At 69.6% G+C, this 19,526-nt stretch carries 23 protein-coding genes, 1 CRISPR repeat array and 1 other annotated feature; of the genes, 10 read left to right on the top strand and 13 right to left on the bottom strand.

Annotation, left to right across the window (positions count from 1 at the left end):
• Positions 1–200 precede the first annotated feature (200 nt).
• Both T336_RS0123930 and nth read right to left on the bottom strand, forming a co-directional pair.
• A protein-coding gene (locus tag T336_RS0123930) for an IS3 family transposase (RefSeq protein ID WP_404821601.1) occupies positions 201–1,426 on the bottom strand; the annotation gives its coding sequence in 2 pieces (ribosomal slippage) (positions 201–1,144 and positions 1,144–1,426; 1,227 coding nt in all).
• Positions 1,032–1,148 (bottom strand) — a sequence feature (AL1L pseudoknot). It overlaps the preceding gene by 117 nt.
• An 86-nt stretch (positions 1,427–1,512) precedes the next feature.
• Positions 1,513–2,483: a CRISPR direct-repeat array (repeat unit 32 nt; unit sequence GTTTCAACCCACGCGCCCGCACAGGGCGCGAC).
• A gap of 221 nt (positions 2,484–2,704) precedes the next feature.
• Complete coding sequence (gene nth / locus T336_RS0123920; protein ID WP_026434407.1) at positions 2,705–3,343, bottom strand: endonuclease III; 639 nt, start codon at positions 3,341–3,343, stop codon at positions 2,705–2,707.
• 126 nt (positions 3,344–3,469) lie between these two features.
• Here nth and T336_RS0123915 point away from each other — a divergent pair, with 126 nt between their 5' ends.
• The 4 genes from T336_RS0123915 (at position 3,470) to T336_RS0123900 (ending at position 6,414) form a co-directional block, all read left to right on the top strand.
• A complete protein-coding gene (locus T336_RS0123915) occupies positions 3,470–4,666 on the top strand; it encodes an aminotransferase-like domain-containing protein (RefSeq protein WP_026434406.1) in 1,197 nt (398 codons plus the stop codon).
• Positions 4,667–4,669: 3 nt separating this feature from the next.
• Entirely contained in the window at positions 4,670–4,894 is a 225-nt protein-coding gene (locus T336_RS0123910) for a SlyX family protein (protein WP_026434405.1), read from the top strand.
• A gap of 43 nt (positions 4,895–4,937) precedes the next feature.
• Positions 4,938–5,936, top strand: a complete 999-nt coding sequence (locus tag T336_RS0123905; RefSeq protein ID WP_026434404.1) for an aldo/keto reductase — start codon at positions 4,938–4,940, stop codon at positions 5,934–5,936.
• A gap of 91 nt (positions 5,937–6,027) precedes the next feature.
• Positions 6,028–6,414, top strand: coding sequence for a DUF6172 family protein (locus T336_RS0123900; RefSeq protein ID WP_026434403.1), 387 nt, complete (start codon positions 6,028–6,030; stop codon positions 6,412–6,414).
• Between the two features lie 52 nt (positions 6,415–6,466).
• Here T336_RS0123900 and T336_RS0123895 read toward each other — a convergent pair whose 3' ends face one another.
• Complete coding sequence (locus T336_RS0123895) at positions 6,467–7,807, bottom strand: DEAD/DEAH box helicase (protein WP_035227244.1); 1,341 nt, start codon at positions 7,805–7,807, stop codon at positions 6,467–6,469.
• Between the two features lie 197 nt (positions 7,808–8,004).
• On the opposite strand from T336_RS0123895, the gene T336_RS0123890 reads away from it, so the two are divergent.
• Entirely contained in the window at positions 8,005–8,370 is a 366-nt protein-coding gene (locus T336_RS0123890) for a translation initiation factor Sui1 (protein WP_011794705.1), read from the top strand.
• Positions 8,371–8,383: 13 nt separating this feature from the next.
• On the top strand, positions 8,384–8,605 hold the full coding sequence (locus T336_RS0123885; RefSeq protein WP_019700336.1) for a DUF3820 family protein: 222 nt from the start codon (positions 8,384–8,386) through the stop codon (positions 8,603–8,605).
• Positions 8,606–8,633: 28 nt separating this feature from the next.
• Here the strand turns inward: T336_RS0123885 and T336_RS0123880 are convergent, their stop codons facing one another.
• On the bottom strand, positions 8,634–9,065 hold the full coding sequence (locus tag T336_RS0123880) for a group III truncated hemoglobin (protein WP_035227222.1): 432 nt from the start codon (positions 9,063–9,065) through the stop codon (positions 8,634–8,636).
• Positions 9,066–9,091: 26 nt separating this feature from the next.
• Complete coding sequence (gene ytfE, locus T336_RS0123875; RefSeq protein ID WP_026434400.1) at positions 9,092–9,841, bottom strand: iron-sulfur cluster repair protein YtfE; 750 nt, start codon at positions 9,839–9,841, stop codon at positions 9,092–9,094.
• Between the two features lie 91 nt (positions 9,842–9,932).
• Here ytfE and T336_RS0123870 point away from each other — a divergent pair, with 91 nt between their 5' ends.
• Positions 9,933–10,439 (top strand): RrF2 family transcriptional regulator, encoded by a 507-nt coding sequence (locus T336_RS0123870; RefSeq protein WP_019700339.1) that lies wholly within the window; start codon positions 9,933–9,935, stop codon positions 10,437–10,439.
• Between the two features lie 117 nt (positions 10,440–10,556).
• Positions 10,557–11,546 carry an SMP-30/gluconolactonase/LRE family protein gene (locus T336_RS0123865; protein ID WP_026434399.1) on the top strand — a complete coding sequence of 330 codons (990 nt, stop codon included), beginning with the start codon at positions 10,557–10,559 and terminating at the stop codon, positions 11,544–11,546.
• 41 nt (positions 11,547–11,587) lie between these two features.
• Here T336_RS0123865 and T336_RS0123860 read toward each other — a convergent pair whose 3' ends face one another.
• From T336_RS0123860 to T336_RS0123840, 5 genes are all read right to left on the bottom strand, one after another.
• Positions 11,588–12,427: a VOC family protein gene (locus T336_RS0123860; protein WP_026434398.1), complete on the bottom strand. Its 840-nt coding sequence runs from the start codon at positions 12,425–12,427 to the stop codon at positions 11,588–11,590.
• A gap of 34 nt (positions 12,428–12,461) precedes the next feature.
• Positions 12,462–12,908, bottom strand: a complete 447-nt coding sequence (locus T336_RS0123855) for a cupin domain-containing protein (protein ID WP_026434397.1) — start codon at positions 12,906–12,908, stop codon at positions 12,462–12,464.
• The gene (locus tag T336_RS0123850) at positions 12,909–13,370 is read right to left on the bottom strand and encodes a DoxX family protein (RefSeq protein WP_026434396.1); all 462 of its coding nucleotides are present in this window, start codon (positions 13,368–13,370) and stop codon (positions 12,909–12,911) included. It lies immediately after the preceding gene.
• The gene (locus T336_RS0123845) at positions 13,367–14,926 is read right to left on the bottom strand and encodes a GMC oxidoreductase (protein ID WP_026434395.1); all 1,560 of its coding nucleotides are present in this window, start codon (positions 14,924–14,926) and stop codon (positions 13,367–13,369) included. Before T336_RS0123845 ends, T336_RS0123850 begins: the two co-directional genes overlap by 4 nt.
• 171 nt (positions 14,927–15,097) lie before the next feature.
• Complete coding sequence (locus T336_RS0123840; protein ID WP_026434394.1) at positions 15,098–16,054, bottom strand: HTH-type transcriptional regulator ArgP; 957 nt, start codon at positions 16,052–16,054, stop codon at positions 15,098–15,100.
• Positions 16,055–16,124: 70 nt separating this feature from the next.
• Between T336_RS0123840 and T336_RS0123835 the strand changes: the two genes are divergently transcribed.
• A complete protein-coding gene (locus tag T336_RS0123835) occupies positions 16,125–16,787 on the top strand; it encodes a LysE/ArgO family amino acid transporter (protein ID WP_035227217.1) in 663 nt (220 codons plus the stop codon).
• A 49-nt stretch (positions 16,788–16,836) separates the two neighbouring features.
• Here T336_RS0123835 and T336_RS0123830 read toward each other — a convergent pair whose 3' ends face one another.
• The 3 genes from T336_RS0123830 to T336_RS25675 form a co-directional block, all read right to left on the bottom strand.
• Positions 16,837–17,625: a MetQ/NlpA family ABC transporter substrate-binding protein gene (locus T336_RS0123830; protein ID WP_026434392.1), complete on the bottom strand. Its 789-nt coding sequence runs from the start codon at positions 17,623–17,625 to the stop codon at positions 16,837–16,839.
• 154 nt (positions 17,626–17,779) lie between these two features.
• Complete coding sequence (gene serB, locus T336_RS0123825) at positions 17,780–18,493, bottom strand: phosphoserine phosphatase SerB (RefSeq protein WP_026434391.1); 714 nt, start codon at positions 18,491–18,493, stop codon at positions 17,780–17,782.
• A gap of 69 nt (positions 18,494–18,562) precedes the next feature.
• Positions 18,563–19,168 carry an AraC family transcriptional regulator gene (locus tag T336_RS25675; RefSeq protein WP_051647430.1) on the bottom strand — a complete coding sequence of 202 codons (606 nt, stop codon included), beginning with the start codon at positions 19,166–19,168 and terminating at the stop codon, positions 18,563–18,565.
• Positions 19,169–19,246: 78 nt separating this feature from the next.
• On the opposite strand from T336_RS25675, the gene T336_RS0123815 reads away from it, so the two are divergent.
• Positions 19,247–19,526 (top strand): IS5 family transposase (locus T336_RS0123815; protein ID WP_026434390.1); only part of this gene is annotated, 280 nt, incomplete at its 3' end.

The raw sequence follows: 19,526 nt of genomic DNA, 5'->3' as shown, positions 1-19,526 counted from the left end.
CAACCCACGCGCCCGCACAGGGCGCGACCAGGGCACACAACACAGGAGGCCGACTATGGCCGAGTTTCAACCCACGCGCCCGCACAGGGCGCGACTCAAGAGCACCAGGCCGATCGCAGCATTCGACACGGTTTCAACCCACGCGCCCGCACAGGGCCGACTGAACCGCCCCGGCTTTCGTGGAGGCCAGTTGGTGTGAGTCAGACCGACATGGCCTGACCTGCGAGTTGCCGATGGTAGTTCGCCTCAGCTTCGGCCGGCGGGATGTAGCCGATGGGCTCCATCAACCGGTGATGGTTGAACCACGAGACCCATTCGAGCGTGGCGAGTTCAACGGCTTCCTTGCTCTTCCAGGGCGCCCGGCGGTGGATCAATTCGGTCTTGTACAAGCCGTTGATGGTCTCGGCCAGGGCGTTGTCATAGCTGTCGCCCTTGCTGCCTACCGAGGGCTCGATGCCTGCTTCGGCCAGCCGCTCGCTGTAGCGGATGCTGACGTATTGCGAGCCGCGGTCCGAGTGATGGATCAAGGCGCCATCGCGCTCGGGCTTGCGCGCGTACAGCGCCTGCTCCAGCGCGTCGAGGACGAAATCCGTTCGCATGGAACTGCTGACCCGCCAACCCACGATGAACCGCGCGTACACGTCCACGACGAAGGCCACGTAGACCATGCCCTGCCAGGTCGAGACGTAGGTGAAGTCGCTGACCCACAACTGGTTCGGCTTGTCGGCCTTGAACTGCCGGTTCACCCGATCCAGCGGACACGGCGCCTTGGCATCCGGCACCGTGGTTCGGACCTTCTTACCGCGTCGCGCGCCCTGCAAGCCCTTGAGCCGCATCAGCCGCTCGACCGTGCAGCGCGCAACGGCCGTGCCTTCGCGCCGCATCTGTCGCCAGACCTTGCGGTAGCCGTAGACCTGCAGGTTGCTGGTCCACACGCGCTCGATCTGCGGCACCAGTTCGGCATCGCTCTTGGCCCTGGCCGGCAGCAACGCCGGGTTGCTGCGGCGTGCAGCACAGCGCCAATAGCCCGACGGGGCAACCTGCAAGGCTTTGCAGATCGACTCGACCCCGAAGTGCTCGCGCTGCGCGTCGATGAAGCCCATCACTTCTTGTGGTGGCGGTCGAGTTCCGCCTTGGCGAAATACGCGCTGGCCAGCTTCAGAATCTCGTTGGTCTGGCGCAGTTCGCGGACCTCGCGCTCCAGTTCCTTGATGCGCTGTTGCTCGGCTGTGGTCGCTCCCGGGCGCAGGCCCTGGTCCGTCTCTGCCTGGCGAACCCAGCGCCGCAGCGTCTCGCTCGTGCAGCCGATCTTGGATGCAATGGACTCGATGGCTGCCCATTGCGATTCGTACTGGCCCTGCGATTCCAAGACCATGCGCACCGAGCGCTCTACAACTTCCGGGGAAAACTTCGGGGACTTCCTCATAGCTCCATTCTCAAACGAAGGAGCCTCCTCTAAGCCCGGGGCGATTCACGACTCCAGGTAGGACTGGACGATTTCGCGCAGGCGCCGGTTTCAACCCACGCGCCCGCACAGGGCGCGACTCAAGGCGCCGGACCTGGGCAAGCGTGTCGTGAAGTTTCAACCCACGCGCCCGCACAGGGCGCGACCTGCACGCTGGGCGAAAAATCAGCGTCAGGGATGTTTCAACCCACGCGCCCGCACAGGGCGCGACGCGATGAGAAAACACCGCCAACCTTCCACCGCTGTGTTTCAACCCACGCGCCCGCACAGGGCGCGACTTGAGCGTATGCAGGGGGTGGAGTCGTGATGCAGGTTTCAACCCACGCGCCCGCACAGGGCGCGACCAAGACGATGACCCTTGAAAAGGAGCTGTGACATGGTTTCAACCCACGCGCCCGCACAGGGCGCGACGGCATGCGGCGGCATCGTCAGCAGGCAGGTACTTCACGTTTCAACCCACGCGCCCGCACAGGGCGCGACGCAGGCGCTGCAGGCTGCATGGGGCGGGCTGCCAGCGTTTCAACCCACGCGCCCGCACAGGGCGCGACGCCGCTGCCCACGCGGCGGACCCCGCAACCGCTCAGGTTTCAACCCACGCGCCCGCACAGGGCGCGACGTAAGCACGGCTGGGACTGCTACTACATCATGCAGTTTCAACCCACGCGCCCGCACAGGGCGCGACCTAGATCCATGGATGACACCCTCTCCGCCAGAATGGTTTCAACCCACGCGCCCGCACAGGGCGCGACCTGTAACCGGCCAGGGGCCATTGTTCATTGTGGACGTTTCAACCCACGCGCCCGCACAGGGCGCGACTTCGCACCTATTCCAAGTGGATCGATGGCGGGCAGTTTCAACCCACGCGCCCGCACAGGGCGCGACCACCAGGCGCACGGCTCGGAAGTCACCGAGCGCGGAGTTTCAACCCACGCGCCCGCACAGGGCGCGACGCTCCTGGTGGCCCCGGGCACGCTGGCCGCGCTCAAGTTTCAACCCACGCGCCCGCACAGGGCGCGACGGCATCTTTATAAACCCGCGCCACCCCAGCCATTTACCCTGCACATCCGCGAACCTGCTCCCCATCGACCCGCAGCATGCGCGCCCGTCCGCCACCCAGGAAAAACTCCCTTTCCCCTCAACCACTTGCACCCGCGCGAACCCCAGGCGCGCAGCCCGGTCACTCGCGGTTCGCAACGCCCGGCAAAAATAAGGAAGGAAAGAGCGGAAGCAGGGCCCCCCTCAGGGCGCCGCCGTCTTCGGCTGGTAATCGCACCACGGCGCCACCACGCATTCCCAGCAGCGCGGCTTTCTCGCCTGGCAGACGTAGCGGCCCAGCAGGATGAGCCAGTGGTGCGAATCCACGGCATATTCGGCGGGCACGCGCTTCAGCAGCTGCATTTCCACGGCCAGCGGGTTCTTGCCGGGGGCCAGGCCGGTGCGGTTGCTCACGCGGAAGATGTGCGTGTCCACCGCCATGGTGGGCTGGCCGAAGGCCACGTTCAGCACCACGTTGGCGGTCTTGCGGCCCACGCCGGGCAGGGCTTCCAGTTCCTCGCGCGTGCGCGGCACGATGCCGCCGTGGCGCTCCACCAGGATGCGGCAGGTCTCCATCAGGTGGCGGGCCTTGCTCCGGTACAGGCCAATGGTCTTGATGTAGCCCTCCAGCCCTTCCAGCCCCAGGTCGAGGATGGCCTGCGGCGTGCCCGCTACCGGGAAGAGCCTGCGGGTGGCCTTGTTCACGCCCACGTCGGTGGCCTGGGCCGACAGCAGCACGGCGGCCAGCAGCTCGAAGACGGTGGTGTATTCCAGCTCGGTGTTGGGCTGGGGGTTGGCGGCCTTCAGCGCGGCGAAGAAGGGTTCGATCTGCGCGGTCTTCATGGTGGTGTGGGGCGTCGTTCTCAATGCGGTTCGCCCGTGCATTGTCCCGCAGCGCACCGCACGCATGAAACATGCGCGGCCATTGGCGACAATGGGGGTCTTTCGCCAACACACCGTGACCACGCCATGCAATTCGCAGACCGCCTGAACAACGTTGAAACCTCTGCCATCCGGGAGCTGTTCAAGCTGCTGGGCAAGCCCGGCATCATCAGCTTCGCCGGCGGCTTTCCCGACAGCGCGATGTTCGACGTCGAGGGCATCCGCGAGGCGAGCGAGCGGGCGCTGGGTGAAGAGCCCGGCACCGCGCTGCAGTACGGCGCCACCGAGGGCTACAACCCGCTGCGCGAACAGCTCTCGGCCTTCATGGCCTCCAAGGGCGCGCAGGGCGTGCGGCCCGAGGACCTGATCGTCACCACCGGCAGCCAGCAGGCGCTGGACCTGCTGGGCAAGACCCTCATCAGCCCCGGCGACAAGGTGATCGTGGAAGGCCCCACCTTCCTGGCCACCATCCAGTGCTTCCGCCTCTACGGCGCCGAGCTGGTGAGCGCGCCCGTGGACGGCCACGGCGTCGATGCCGACGCGCTCGAGCGGCTCATCGTCGAGCACCGCCCCAAGTTCGTCTATCTCATCCCCACCTTCGGCAATCCCAGCGGGGCGCTGCTGTCGCTGGAGCGCCGCCGCAGGATCCTGGAGCTGGCCGTGCGCCACCAGGTGCTGATCGTCGAGGACGATCCCTATGGCGACCTGTATTTCGGCGAGGCGCCGCCGCCCAGCCTGCTGGCACTGTCGGCCACGGTGCCCGGCAGCCGCGAGCTGCTGGCGCACTGCGGCAGCCTCAGCAAGGTGCTGAGCCCCGGCCTGCGCGTGGGCTGGCTGATCGCGCCGGCCGAGCTGCTCGCCAAGGCCACCATGTGCAAGCAGTTCAGCGACGCACACACCAGCACCTTCGCGCAGGCCACGGCCGCGCAGTACCTGCGTTCCGGCCGCATGCCGGCCACGCTGGCGAAGGTGCGCGCCGTGTATGCCGAACGCGCGCAGGCCATGGGCGAGGCACTGCGACGCGAACTCGGCGAGGCGATCGACTTCGTCCAGCCCCGGGGCGGCCTGTTCGTGTGGGCGCGGCTCACGGGGGCGGGCGGCGCGGTGGCCGACGGCAACGTGCTGGCCAAGCTGGCCATCGACAAGGGCGTGGCCTTTGTGCCCGGCACCCCGTTCTTCTGCGCGAACCCCGACCATGCCACGCTGCGCCTGTCGTTCGCGACGGCCGACGTGGACCGGATCCTCGAAGGCGTGGCGCGCCTCGGCCAGGCGCTGCGAGGCTGAGCCATGCCGGGCCCCGACCGCACGCCCTCCGAGCGCCTCGACGAGCTGGAGATCAAGGCCAGCTACGCCGAGGACCTGCTGGACCAGCTCAACGTCACCGTCTATCGCCAGCAGCAGCAGATCGATGCGCTGCAGCGCGCGCTGGTGGCACTGCGGCAGCAACTGCCCGAGCCGGGCGGCACCGCGCCCGGCGGCAGCCTGCGCGACGAGATCCCGCCGCACTACTGACCCCGCACCCTGCGTGCGCCTCATTCCCTGAAAGGCCAGCCCCATGCAATACCGCCGCCTCGGCCGCAGCAACCTGCAGGTTTCCGCCCTCTGCCTGGGCACCATGATGTTCGGCGACCAGACCGGCCGCGAAGAGGCCGCGGCCATCGTGGCCGATGCGCGAGGGCGCGGCGTGAATTTGATCGACACGGCGGACGTCTATACCAGGGGCGCTTCCGAATCGATGCTGGGCGACCTGCTGGCGGGCCAGCGGCACGACTGGGTGCTGGCCACCAAGCTGGGCAACCGGATGTCCGACCGCGTGAACGAGAGCCACTATTCCCGCAGCTGGATGCTGCGCGAGGTGGAATCCAGCCTCTCTCGCCTGCGCACCGACCATGTGGACATCCTTTACCTGCACCGCGATTTCCTGGGCATGGACCTCGAGGAGCCGCTCTTCGCCCTCGATGCGCTGCTGCGCGCCGGCAAGATCCGCTACTGGGGCGTCTCCAACTTCCGCGCCTGGCGCATCGCCGAACTGGTGCATGGTGCCGCCCGCATCGGCATGCCCGGCCCCGTGGTCTGCCAGCCCTACTACAACCTGCTCAACCGCATGCCGGAAGTCGAGATCCTGCCGGCCTGCGCGCACCACGGCCTGGGCGTGGTGCCCTACAGCCCCATCGCGCGCGGCGTGCTCACCGGCAAGTACCTGCCGGGCGAGGCACCCCCGCCGGGCACGCGCGCAGGGCGGGGCGACAAGCGCATCGCGGAGACCGAGTTCCGCCACGAATCGCTGGTGATGGCCCAGGAGCTGAAGCGGCATGCCGAGGCCCGCGGCGTGACGCTGGCCCAGTTCGCCACGGCGTGGGTCCTGGCGCACCGGGCGGTCAGCGCCGTCATCGCGGGCCCGCGCACCCTGGCCCAGTGGCAGGACTACGCCCCTGCGCTGGAATACACCGTCACGGCGGAGGACGAGGCCCTGGTGGACGGCATGGTGGCACCGGGCCATCCCTCCACGCCGGGCTACAGCGACCCGGCCTATCCCTCTCCGCCGCGCGTTTAGACCCGCTCCAGGCTACCGCGGAGCGGGTCTGTCCTTCGCATGTTGCTATTGAAATCATAGTGCGCAGGCGCGGGCAGGTTACGATGGGCACATGCGAAAGACCTATGTGCTCCATATCGACGGCAAGAACCGCGACCGGCTGCTGGACGCGGCCCGCCACGACATCCTCCGCTACCTGCGCCGCGAGCGCCGCCGCGCGCTGCCCGAGGGCGCACGCTTCTGGGACTTCGACTGCCGTTTCGGCCGCACGCAGGACGATGCGCGCAGCGTGCAGGTGGAAGACATCACCCGCCTGATCGACGGCGTGGCGCAGTCCGGCGATGCGCAGTTCTACGTGGAGATCGTCGCCAAGCCTGGCGAAGGCATGCCCCGCAAGCCGGCCGCGCGCCCGGCGGACTCCGGCGGCGATGGCCCGCATGCCGAGGATGGCGACGGTGCCGACGGCGGCGCGGATGGCGGAGGCGACGGCGGGGACTGACGCCACCCGGCGGGCGGCCGGCCGGCACCGCCCGCTGGCCTGTCCGCCAGCCTCAATCCGCCGTGGGTTCCCCGGCGGCGCCGGCCTGTGCGGCGGCCGCCGCAGCGGCGGCCCGCAATTTGTCCTTCTTGCTCGGGCGCCGGCCCTTGATGCCGCCCGTGCCCGGCGGCAGCTTGCCCGGGCGCGCAGGCGCGTCCTCCTGCGTGCCGGCCTCCTGTGCCGCAGGCGCGAGCGCCACCTCGAATCCCGCCACCTGTTCCACCGGCAGCGCCTGCAGGCCGTGGCGCCGGGCGAGCAATTGCCAGTGGGGCGCGGCCTCGGGCGTGACGAAGCTCACCGCCACGCCGCTGGCGCCGGCGCGCCCCGTGCGGCCGATGCGGTGCACGTAATCGGCCGCGGCGCGCGGCAGGTCGTAGTTCACGACGGCCGGCAGCCCGGCGATGTCGATGCCGCGTGCGGCCAGGTCGGTGGTCACCAGCACCTGCCAGCGCTCGTCGCGGAATTCCTGCAGCACCTGCCGGCGCGTGCCCTGGCTCAGGCCGCCGTGGAAAGGCGATGCGTAGATGCCGGACTGGTAGAGCTTTTCGGCCACATGCTCGGCCGCGTACTGGGTGGCCACGAACACCAGCACCCGCGTCCAGCCGGCTTCCTGGGTGAGCAACTGCTTCAGCAACTGCGTGCGGCGCGATGCTTCCACCGCGATGGCGCGCTGGGCGATGTCGGGTGCCGTGCCGGGCGCTTCGGCGATCTCGATGCGCAGCGGATCGCGCAGCAGGCCCTCGGCCAGCCGTGCCACGCCCGGCTCGAAGGTGGCGGAAAACAGCAGGTTCTGGCGCTGCGCCGGCAGCAATGCGAGCACGCGCTGCAGCTCCTCGGCGAATCCCAGGTCCAGCAGCCGGTCGGCCTCGTCCAGCACCAGGGCCTGCACCTGCGAAAGCGACAGGGCGTTGTGCTCCACGAGGTCCAGCAGCCGGCCCGGCGTGGCCACCACCGCGTCCGCGCCGCCGCGCAGTGCCATCAGCTGCGGGTTGATGGATACCCCGCCGAACGCGATCGCGATCTTCAGCCTCGCCCCGGGCAGATGGCTCGCCAGGTCGCGCAGCACCTCGCCCACCTGCGCGGCCAGCTCGCGCGTGGGCACCAGCACCAGGGCGCGCGGGCGCCGCGGCCCGGGGCGGGCGCCGGCCTGCTGCTCTTGCGGCAGGAGCCGCTGCAGCAGCGGCAGACCGAAGGCGGCCGTCTTGCCGGACCCGGTCTGCGCGCGGCCCAGCACATCGCCCCCGTTCAGCACGGCGGGAATCGCCTGTACCTGGATGGGCGTGGGCGTGTCGAAGCCCAGCGCCCCGGCGGCGTGGACGAGGGCGGGCGAGAGGCCGAGGGCGGCAAAGGGCATGGCGGGAAGCAGGGAAGGGGCCCCGGGCATGGAAGGCGCCGCGGCCATGGAAACAACAACGGGAAAACAGGAGGGAGCGCGAGGGCGCTCCCCGCGGATTGTGCGGCACTGCCGCATGCCCCGGATAATCGCGCCATGCCCATTCCCGCCGCGACCTTCACGTTCCACCCTGCCGCAGGCCTCCATCGGAGCCTTCCATGCGCCTGAGCGACCTGGGCGGCCTCGTCTATTCGACCGAATCCGGCCGCATGTGCCCTGCGTGCCGCCAGCCGGTCGCGCAATGCGCCTGCGCCGCCGCGCGCGCGGCCGCGGTGCCGGCGGGCGATGGCATCGTGCGCGTCTCGCGCGAGACCAAGGGGCGCGGCGGCAAGGCGGTGACCGTGGTGAAGGGCGTGGCGCTGCCCGCGGCCGAACTGGCCCAGCTGGGCAAGCAGCTCAAGGCCGCCTGCGGCACGGGCGGCACCGCCAAGGACGGAGTGATCGAGGTGCAGGGCGATCATGTGGAGCGCGTCATGCAGGCGCTCCAGGCGCTGGGCCACAAGGTCAGGCGCGCGGGCGGTTGAGGGGCGGACGGACATGGATCCGGCACAGCTCGAGCGGCTCGTCACGGTGGTCATGCCCTACGGCAAGCACAAGGGCACGGCGATCGCCGACCTGCCCGGCAACTACCTGAACTGGTTCGCCCGCGAGGGCTTCCCGCCCGGCGACATCGGCCGCCTGCTGGCGCTGATGCACGAGATCGACCACAACGGCCTCTCGGACCTGCTGGCACCGCTGCGCGCCGCCCGCAAGGGCTGACCGGGGGGGAGGGCAGGCCGGGGTGGCCTCAGTGCCCGTGCCCGGCGGTTTCCGCGAAATCCGGCAGCCGGCCCACCAGGGCGCGGAACAGGTTGCGCGCCACGCCGTGCGCCGCCTGCTGCAGGCCGTGGGCGACGTCCGGCGCGAAGCGGCGCTCCGTGTGCTGCTTCCACAGCCCCACCCACGCCGCGAAATGCGCGGGCGTCACGCCCTGCAGGGCCCCATGGCGCTGCTGCACGTTGCCGCGGTAGCTTCGCGCGCCCAGCGCCACCGTCGCCCAGAAATCCACCATGCGCGCGAGGTGCGGCTCCCACCGGTCCGCCAGCGCCTCCCCGAAGACGGGGCCGAGCAGCGGATGGGCACGCACGTCCGCATAGAACCCATGGACCAGCGCGGCGATAGCGGCATGGTCCAGCGGGGGCGGCGCGAGCGTATCGGGAGGAAGGGCTTGGTCGGACATGGCTGGGTGTGGATTGTCCCGCACCGTCACGGGCATCCGCACGTGCCAGCGCCGGCACCCGCGCCGCAGCCCTGGGGCGCGGCGGCCGTGCCGTCGAAGCGCGGGAACAGCACATTGTTCTCCAGGTGGATGTGCTCGACGAGGTCGTCGCGGAACTGCTCCAGCCCCGCGTAGAGCGCGCGCCACGTGTTGCAGGCACCCGGCGGCGGCGTCATCTGCCCGGTGAGGGCCGCGAGCCGTTCCAGCGTCTCCCCGTGCTCCGTGTGCTCGGCACGCATCATGGCGATGGGCGGGCCCGCGAAGGCATCGCCGCCGCCCCGGAGCATGGGAAACAGCACACGCTCTTCCTTGAGCATGTGCGACAGCAGTTCCCCTTGCGTGGACTCCAGCAGGCCGGCCAGGCCCGCCGGTACCTGCGGGTGCTCCCGGTGCACCGCCTCCACGCGCCGCGCCATGCGGACCAGTTCGGGCAGCTGCGCGCGGTGCACCTCGTGGTAGCGCGCCACGACGTGATCGAGCAGCGCGCCGGTGTCCAGGGCAGGGTCGGGCGCCGTGCCATCGCGCTGCAGGGCGGCAAGCTCGGCCTGCAGCGCGGCGAGGTCCAGGCCCTTGTCGGCCGCGGCCTGCGCCAGGCTCACCTGCCCGCCGCAGCAGAAATCCAGGTGCAGCCTGCGGAACACCGCAGTGGCGCCTGGCAGGGACACGGCGATCTGGCCCAGCGCCTGCCGGGAGTCGATCGTGGCAACAGGCAGGGCATCGGGAAGGCGTGCATTCATGGTGGCTCCTTAAAGATTCATTTGTGATGAATATTTTATGCAATAAGATTCATCCGAAGAGACTCTTTCGGATTGATCCAACGCAAACGCCATGCGCCTCACCCAATGGACCGACTACGCCCTGCGCGTGCTGATGTACTGCGCCGCCTGCGAGGGGCGCGCGCAGCCCGTGACCATCACCGAGGTGGCGGGGCAGCACGGCATCTCGCGCAGCCACCTCATGAAGATCGTCCAGGCGCTGGCCGCGCAGGGCCTGCTGGACACGACGCGCGGGCGGGGTGGGGGCCTGCGCCTGCGCGTGCCTGCCGCCGACATCCGCCTGGGCGACGTGGTGCGCCTCACCGAGAGCGACTTCGACATGGTGGAATGCTTCGATCCCGCGGTGAACCAGTGCCGCCTCACGGGGCACTGCCTGCTGCGCGGCGCGCTCGCGCAGGCCACCCAGAGCTTCCTGGCGGTGCTCGACGGCGTGACGCTGGCCGACCTGGTGGCACGGCCCGCCGCCTCGGGAGCCACCTCGCCCGGACGCCGGCGCGCGCTGGCGGTGGTGCCGGTGCCCGGGCTGCCGGTGCGCGCTCCCCTGGCCGGACAGCCCTGACCCATGCAGGCGGCACGCGCCTGCACGGCCTCGCGTCCGCAGCTTCCAGGTGCGCCGCTGTTCGCCGCGTATCCTGGAGCACGCCGGCCCGCGGACACGCCGGTGGAAGGAGCCGACGTGAACCCTGCGACCCAGAACCTGCTGCCCGGCCGCCTGCTGCGCCGACCGGGCAGGCCGCTCGCCGATCCGGATTTCCCGGGCATCCGCATCGAGGCCGCCTGCCTCGCGGATGTCGTCGCGCCCGACGCGCCGCTATGGGTGCTGCACGAGGGCGCCATCCATGCCGAAGGCCCGGCGTGGCAGGCATCGCACCGGCGCCTGCTGTTCTCCGACGTGCCCAACCGGCGCATCAATGCCTGGTACGAGGAGGACGGCCGGGTGGAATCGCTGATCGATCCGGCCTGGTTCCCGAACGGCAATGCGGTGGCCGCGGACGGCAGCGTCTATCACTGCGAGCACGGGCGCCGCTGCATCAGCCGCTCCGCGCCCGGCCTGCAGGGCGGGCCGGAGCCGGTCGTGGCGCATTACGAGGGCCGGCGGCTCAATGCGCCGAACGACGTGGCGGTCGCGCCCGATGGCGCGGTGTGGTTCACCGACCCGGTCTTCGGTATCGTCATGCCCGCCCAGGGCGCGCTGGCCGAGCCCGAACTGGCACACCGCAGCCTCTACCGCTTCGACCCCGCCACCGGCGCGCTCGCGCGCATGGCCGATTTCGAGCAGCCGAACGGCGTGGCGCTCTCGCCCGATGGGCGCACGGTGTACGTGACCGACACATCGAGGGCGCTGGGCGAGGCCCCTGGCGGCTCTGCGGGAAGCAGACACCAGGTCGAGGCCTTCACCGTCGGCGACGGCGGCGCGCTTTCCGGCCGGCGCTTCTTCTGCTCCCCTGCGCAGGGCGATCCCGATGGCCTGGCGGTGGACGGCCGCGGCTGGGTCTGGTGCAGCGCGGCAGACGGGGTACACATCTGGTCGGCCAGGCAGGAGTACCTCGGGGCGATTCCCATCGCGGAGACGGTATGCAACGTCTGTTTCGGCGGCAGCAGCGGCCGGCGGCTCTTCATCGCGGCATCCACGCGGCTGCTCGCGATCGACCTGCGCGAGGGCTGAAAGCCGGGGCGTTCCGCGCCCGCCGGCCTCGGGGCGGCGGACTACGCGCGGGCTTGCGCCGCGCCATCGATCTGGTGGATATGCCCGTCCGGATCGCGCAGCAGCGCGGATGCGAAGCCCTGCCAGACGATGCGGGTCGCGGCCACGTCGTTGATCGCCCAGGGTTCCACCGGTGCGCCCTGTGGATGCCGGTAGTGCAGCAGTTCGACATGCGGCCCGGGCCCCGCGGGATGCATCGGCACCACGTCCACGCGCACATCGTCCAGGCCGTCGAGCGCGACCTGCGTCGGGCCGTGGTTCAGCGTGGCGTCGCCGCAGGCCAGGCCGTGGGCCCGGTAGAAGGTGCGGGACCGCTCCGCATCCGCGACCGTGATTGCGCTGTGGTCGATGCCGAGAATGCCCCGGCCCCGCCATCCGCGGCGTTCGCCTTCCGGGAAATGGATCAGCTCCAGTGGATGCCCCTCCGGATCGCGGAACTTGACCGCGATGACTCCGCCCGTGGACGCGGGCAGCGTGACCGGGCCGGTGCGGCTGACCGGTGCGGCGCCGGCCGCCTGCACGCACTCCCAGGCGGCAGCGATGTCGTCGGTGACCAGCGCGAAATGCTGGAAGCAGCGCGATGCGGCGTCCGCCCCTTGGGGATAGGGCCGGCCAGGCCGGTCATACTGGTCGATCCACAACCGCGCCGCGCCCAGGCGCATCGTGTGCCGCATGCCGCCGCCCGCGAGACCGAGCAGCGCCGCCTCGCCGGCCGCGATCGGCTGCGGTGCCGATGCGTCCTGGACAAAGCCCAGCGCGCTGTAGAAGCGCACCAGGGCCGCGCTATCGCGGGCCACCAGGCAGAAGGCAGCGATGCGGTCCAGCGCTATCCCATGCCGCATGGCGTCGGGCCGTGCGATGGCGGCGTACCCGGACTCAGCCCAGCTCGCACGGCTGGCGCACCGGCGCGCGGTGCAGCTGCACCGTCATCAGGCAGCAGGGTTCGTCGCCCACGGTGCCGGAGCGGTGGCCTTTCCTGCCATCGACCTCGGCGCAGCCCTGGTCGCCCCCGAACGAGAACTCGCCCGGGCCCTGCTCGATGCGGGTGCCATCCATCGCCTCGATCCACCAGCGGCCCGAGAGCACGACGATCCATTGCGGGGCCGGGTTCTCGTGCCACTCGCCCACCCAGCCGACCGGCTGCACGGTGAAGACGACGGTCGAATCGCCGCGCTCCATGGTGTTGTTCCACTGCGGATCGGCGGCGCCGACGCGGTGCAGCTCGTAGCCGGTGAGCGCGCAGGCCTGGAAGCGGCTGACGCCATCGGCATCGGTGTACAGGTGCTGGTAGGGCACGGACGGGCGGGGACCGGGATCGGACATTCAGGGGCTCCGGTAGGGTTGGCTCGACGCGAGGGGCGCGTCGAGGAAGGGCTGCAGGCCGGAACCATCGGTGCCGACCACCAGCAGCAGGAAGCCGGCGCCCAGCGCCAGGTTCTTCAGGAAATCCCAGAACAGCCCGCGCGCCTTGCCATCGGGGTTCGACCAGAAGTCCCCGGGCTTCCAGAACGGCTTGAACAGCACCGCGGTCGCAAAGCAGTAGCCCGCGATCACGAAGGCCGCTGCCCGGTCCGAAACGCCGGTCACCACGCCGATGCTGCACACCACCTCGATCGCCAGGCCCGCCAGGATCACGGCGCGCGCCAGCCAGCGCGGCCTGAACACCTCCTGTGCCTGCCCCACCGCATGGCCGAAGCCCAGCAGCTTGTCGAGCGCGCTGAAGGGCAGGAAGATCAGCACCATCACGCAGCGCACGAGGAAGGTCACGGCGATCGCGGCGGTCAAAGGCGTGCCTTCAGGATGTCGGCCACGCGCAAGGCGTTCGCGATGATGGTGAGCGTGGGGTTCACCGCCCCGATCGAGGGGAAGAAGCTCGCGTCGGTCACGTAGAGGTTGTCCACCTCGTGCGCCCGGCAGTCCAGGTCCAGCACCGAGGTCGCCGGATCGGTGCCGAAGCGGCAGGTGCCGGCCTGGTGCGCGGTGCCGGACAGCGGTATGTCCTTGCCGAGGTAGAGCGAGCGCTCCACCAGCACCGCGGGCCAGCCGATCGCGTCGAGCACCTGCTTGAGCTTGGCCTGCAGTCGCTTGAGCGCTTCCGCGTTGGTCTCGCGCACGTCGAGGTGCACCTTGCCGTCCCGGTAATACACGCGGTTCTCGGGGATCGGCAGATCTTCGGCCTGCAGCCAGAAGTCCGTCGAATGCCGGGCCATCTCCTCGAATGGCATCTCGGGCAGGTGCTTCATCAGCCCGGGCAGCGGCGCCTCGCCCTTGATCTGGTCCGCATGGCTGGTCGCGCACATCTGGATCAGCCCCAGCGGATGCTCCCAGTCGTCGCTGCCGAAATAGAAGTCGCCGAGCGCGAGCGTCTTCTGGAAGACCGTCTCGTTGACCTCCTTCATCACCGCCATCACGATCGACATCTCGTGGCGCATGTAGTTGCGGCCGACCTGGTCCGAGCCGTTGGCCAGGCCCCTCGGGTGCCGGTCGTTCGCCGAGCGCAGCAGCAGCAGGGCGGACGACAGCGCGCCGCAGGCCACCACCACCGTGCCGGCCGTGTAGCGTTCCTCGCGGCCGCCGCGCTCGACCACGACTCCCTCCACCCTGCGCCCGGTGGCATCGGTCTCCAGGCGCGAGGCATAGGCACCGGTCAGCAGCGTGACGTTCGGATGGTCGCGCAACATCGGGTCGATGCACATCACCTGCGCGTCGGCCTTGCCGTTCAGCAGGCAGGGAAAGCCGTCGAAGTACGAGCAGCGCATGCAGGTGCTCGTCGGCGTGGCGAAACCGTCTTCCTTCTGGTCCAGCAGGATGCCGAGCGGCAGGTGGAACGGGTGCAGGCCGATGCCCTGCAGCTTTCCGCTCAGCTCTGCGATCTTGGGCTCGTGCTTCACGGGCGGGAACGGGTAGGCCGTAGTGCCCGGATCGAGCGGATCGTCCCCGCGCAGGCCGTGCACGTGGAACAGCGCTTCGGCCTCGTCGTACCAGGGCGCGAAGTCGGCATATGCCAGCGGCCACGCCGGGGAGATGCCGCCATGGTGGCGCACTTCGCCGAAATCGCGCTCGCGCAGCCGCAGCAGCGCCGCGCCGTACACCTTCGAATTGCCGCCCACGCAGTAATGGAGCTGCGGGGCGAACCGGTGGCCGTCCCGGTCGATCCAGGATTCGCGCGCCTGGTAGCGGCCCTCCACGAACACGGCCTGCGCGCTCCAGTTCGCTTCCTCGCGCCGCAGGTAGTCGCCGCGTTCCAGGATCAGGATGCGCTTGCCGGTCGGCGCCAGCCGGTGCGCGAGGCTCGCGCCGCCGGGGCCGCTGCCGATGACGATCAGGTCGTAGTGGGACATCAGGCGGGTTCTTTCATCGCACCGGAAGGGGCCGCGCTCCAGGCGCGGTGCATTCATGGTAGCCCGGCCGTGGGGCGGGAAATGTGCGCCATGGTCCCGTTCCTGCCATGCGCTGCGCTTTTGCGGTGGGGTCCTACAGGCCGCCCCCCGGCAGTGGCGCGCCCGCTGCTGCTACTTCTTCACCGGCTTGCGCGAAGCGCCCGCGCGCCGTGGGCCGCGGCCTGCGCCCAGCCAGTCGTGCGCGGCGGCCATCACGCACTGCGTGAGCCGCTCCAGCCCCGCCTGGGCCGAGCGCGGGTGGGCCCAGTAGAGCGCCACGTCCATGCCGGTGCCCGGCAGCATCTCCACCAGCGTGCCGTCCGCGAGCTGCCGCTCGATCAGCACCGTGGGGTGCATGCCCCATCCGATGCCCATCTCGCAGCTGCGCAGGAAGCCCTGGTTGGACGGCAGGAAGTGCCGCGGCGGATGGCGGCGCGAGCCGAGGCCCTGGCGCTGCAGCCACTGGTCCTGCAGGCGGTCGTTGCGGCTGTACACCATCATCGGCGCCTGCGCGATCGTGTCCTGGGTCACCCCGCCCGCGTCCGGCCCGAAATGGCGGCGCACGAAGGCCGGGCTGGCCGCCGCCACGTAGTGCATGGAGCCCAGGGGCCAGGTATTGCAGCCCGCGATGGCGCCGGCGGTGGCCGTCACGGCGGCGATCACCTCGCCTTCGCGCAGCCGCTGCGCGGTGTGCTCCTGGTCGTCGATGCGCACGTCCAGCTGCTCGTTGCCGCCCCCGGCGAAGGCCGCCATCGCGTCCATGAACCAGGTGGACAGCGAATCGTCGTTCACCGCCAGCTTGACCGTCGGTGCGGGGGCGTGGGCATCGGGCACCAGCGCGGGGTGGGCCCGGCGCAGTTCGTTCTCCAGCAGGGCCACCTGCTCGAGATGCAGGCAGAGCCGGCGTCCGGCCTCGGTGCCCGTGCAGGGCGTGCCGCGCTGCACCAGCACCTGGCCTGCACGCTCTTCCAGCTGCTTGACGCGCTGCGAGACGGCCGAGGGCGTGACGTGCAGGCGCCGCGCCGCGCGTTCGAAACTGCCCTCGCGCACCACGGCCGCGAGGGCCTCGAGTCCGGCATAATCCAGCATGAAGTAATGCTTAATGATGGTTAGAGTTTTTAAGTTTACATAATTTTTACACCCACCCAGAATCGGCTGCATGTGGGCACCTCTTCCTTCCTCTTCCCTGTTCTCCGGCGGGGCCGCGTCCGCCGCCTGGCTGGCCGGCTTCACGGTCTGCATGTCCCTGATCGTCTCCATCGGCGCGCAGAACGCCTACGTGCTGCGCCAGGCGGTCGCCGGGCGGCATGTGCGGGCCTGCGTGGCCCTGTGCGTGCTGGCCGACGCGGTGCTGATCGGCGCCGGCGTGGCCGGCATGGCGAAGCTGCTGGAGAGCGCCCCGGGCCTGGCGCGCGTGCTCACCCTGGGCGGCGCCGTGTTCCTGCTGGCCTACGGGCTGTTCGCATGGCACCGGGCGTTGTTCGGCGCGGGCGCCGGCCTGCGCACCGACGGCGAGCGCACCCGCCAGGGCCTGCTGGGCGTGCTGGGCACCCTGGCCGCGATCACGCTGCTCAACCCGCATGTGTACCTGGACACCGTGGTGCTCGTGGGTTCCATCGGCGCGCGGCAGGAGGGCGGACTCAAGTGGGTCTTCGTGGCCGGCGCGGCATCGGCCAGCCTGCTGTGGTTCCTGATGCTCGCCTTCGCCGGGCGGCAATTGCAGGGCGTGTTCGCCAGGCCGCTGGCCTGGCGCCTGCTGGATGGGCTCACGGGCGCCGTCATGCTCACGCTGTCGTTCTGGCTCTGGCAGGGGCTGGAATGAAAAAGGCGCCGCGAAAGCGGCGCCTTGTGCAAGCGGATGGCGCAGGCGGTCAGAACGCCGGCACGATCGCGCCCTGGTACTTGTCCTGGATGAACTTCTTCACCTCGGGCGTGTGCAGCGCCTTCACCAGCTTGGCGATCGCCGGGTCGTTGGCGCGGTCGGCGCGGGCGGCGATCAGGTTGGCGTAGGGCGAATCGCTGCCTTCGATGAACAGCGCGTCCTTGGTCGGGTTCAGCTTGGCCTCGATCGCGTAGTTGGTATTGATCAGGGCCAGGTCCACGTCCTGCAGCGCGCGCGGCAGCAGGGCGGCTTCCAGTTCACGGAACTTGAGCTTCTTCGGATTCTTGATGATGTCGATCGGCGTGGCCGTGATGTTCTTCGGGTCCTTGAGCGTGATGAGGCCCTGCTTCTGCAGCAGGATCAGCGCGCGGCCCGCGTTCGACGGGTCGTTGGGGATGGCGATGGTGGAGCCGTCCTTGAGCTCGCTCACGGACTTGATCTTCTTCGAATAGGCGCCGAAGGGTTCCACGTGCACCTTGCCGTCCGGCACGGCCACGATGCTGCTCTTGCGGTCCTTGTTGTAGCTGTCCAGGTAGGGCTGGTGCTGGAAGAAGTTGGCGTCGAGCTGCCTGTCTTCCACCGCGGCATTGGGCTGGATGTAATCGCTGAATTCGCGCACCTGCAGGTCCACGCCCTGGGCCTTGAGCTGCGGCTTCACGAAGTTCAGGATCTCGGCGTGCGGCACGGCGGAGGCCGCTACCTTGAGGACGGTGTCGGCGGCGTGGGCGGAGACGGCGAGCGCGGCGATGGCCAGGGAGGAGAGGGCTTTCTTCAGCATCGGGACAAGGGCTTTCTTCGGTGGTTGGTGGGGGCGCCCCGGCCGCGCCGGGGCTGTCACCCATGGGCCCGGAGTCTAGGTAGTTTCCCTTGGGCTCACCACGTTTTTATTGTCATACCCATATAACGCAACCGCCGCTTATGCGGGTCGTGGCTCAGCGCATGATTTCCAGCAGCCGGTCGAGGCCGCCCTCGTTGATCGCCACCCTGGCCTGCGCACGCACGGCGGGCTTCGCGTGGAAGGCCACGGACAGGCCGGCCACGCCCATCATGGGCAGGTCGTTCGCGCCGTCGCCCACCGCGATCGCCTGCGACGGGTCGATGCCCATCAGCGAGGCCACTTCCAGCAGCGTGCGGCGCTTCTCGGCGCCGTCGCAGATGTCGCCCCAGGGCTGGTCCACCATGCGGCCCGTGAGCCGGCCGTCCTCGATCTCCAGCACGTTGGCGCGGGAGAGGTCGATGCCCAGGCCCGCGCGCACCCGGTCCGAGAAGAACGTGAAGCCGCCCGACACCAGCAGCGTGGCGAGGCCGGCCGCCTTGGCGGCGTCGATGAGTTCCTTCGCGCCGGGATTGAAGCGCAGGCGCTCGCGGAAGACCTGCTCCATGTGCTCCACGCCCACGCCACGCAGCAGCGCCACGCGCTGGCGCAGGCTTTCCTTGTAGTCGGTGATCAGGCCCTGCATGGCGGCCTCGGTGATCGCGGCCACCTCGGCCTTGCGGCCCGCCGCATCGGCGATCTCGTCCACGCACTCGATGTTGATGAGCGTGGAATCCATGTCGAAGGCGATCAGCTTGTAGTCCGACAGGGACAGCGGAGGCTCGATGCCCTGCAGGACGAGGCCGGGGGCGAATTCGGTGGCGTGGGACATGTGCATGCGAAGCGGTGATGGACAGACGGGGAAGGGCGAAAGTGGGCGATGTTATCGCCGACCCGCGTCCTAACGCCGCCGCAAGAGTGTCTCGCGGGGAAGCTCTCCGTAGGCGGCCCGGTACCGAAGCGCGAATAGCCTCATGTGCGAGAAGCCCCATTTCATCGCGATGACGGAGATGCTCGGCGGCTGTGCGGGATCCAGCAGATCCTGGCGTGCACCCGCCAGCCGCATCTGGCGCAGGTACTGCATAGGGCTGATCTGGCTGAAGCGCTGGAATGACCACTGCAGTGCGCGCGTGCTGACGCCTGCGACGGAAGCGATTTCTTCGATGGTGAGAGGTTGTCGGGCGTACGTCTGCATGTATTCCATCGCGCGCCGCACCTGCCGCGGTCGCACGGCGATGGAGCGCTGCTGCCCGATCCGATCGCTGTAGTTGTGCCGGGTACCTTGCAGGAGCAGGTGGATCATCGACTCCTTCAGGCTCGTGAACGCCGCTTGCGCCGAAGCCAGTGGCGCATCCCCCATGAGGCCTGCCTGCAGGGCCCGGGCCATGAGAATCAGGCTGCGGAACGTGGCGGTGTCGCGCTCGGCCCTGGGGGCGAACTGGATACGCGCCGCGACCGGCGCTTGCATCAGATCGGACAACGCAGCATGCAGGATGTCCGCAGTCACTGAAACGCCTTCTAGCCGCGAGCGTGGCTCTAAGAACGTGTTCAAAGTCTCGCCTGACGGATATGAGAAGCTCGCTGGATGAGAAAAGGGTACCCCAGCGATATCAAGCGCGAGCAGTTTGACGTAATCCGGCCCTTGCTGGAGAGTGCGCGCAGGAAGACGGCCCCCCGCAGGGTGGATCTGTACGAGGTGTTCTGTGCAGTGCTGTACCTGCTGCGCACGGGCTGCCAGTGGCGCGCGCTGCCCAGCGACTTTCCCAAGTGGCGAACCGTGCACTCGTACTTTGCGATCTGGAGCGAGCCGCGCGAGGGTGGCAGCCTGCTGGAGCAGGCTTTAAAAAAAGCAGGTTGGCGCGGCC

Origin of the sequence: Paracidovorax oryzae ATCC 19882 (assembly GCF_000687165.1) — a bacterium.
Lineage (GTDB): Bacteria > Pseudomonadota > Gammaproteobacteria > Burkholderiales > Burkholderiaceae_C > Paracidovorax > Paracidovorax oryzae.
The sequence above is the reverse complement of the archived record's forward strand: the minus strand, read 5'-3'. Positions and strand labels throughout refer to the sequence as shown.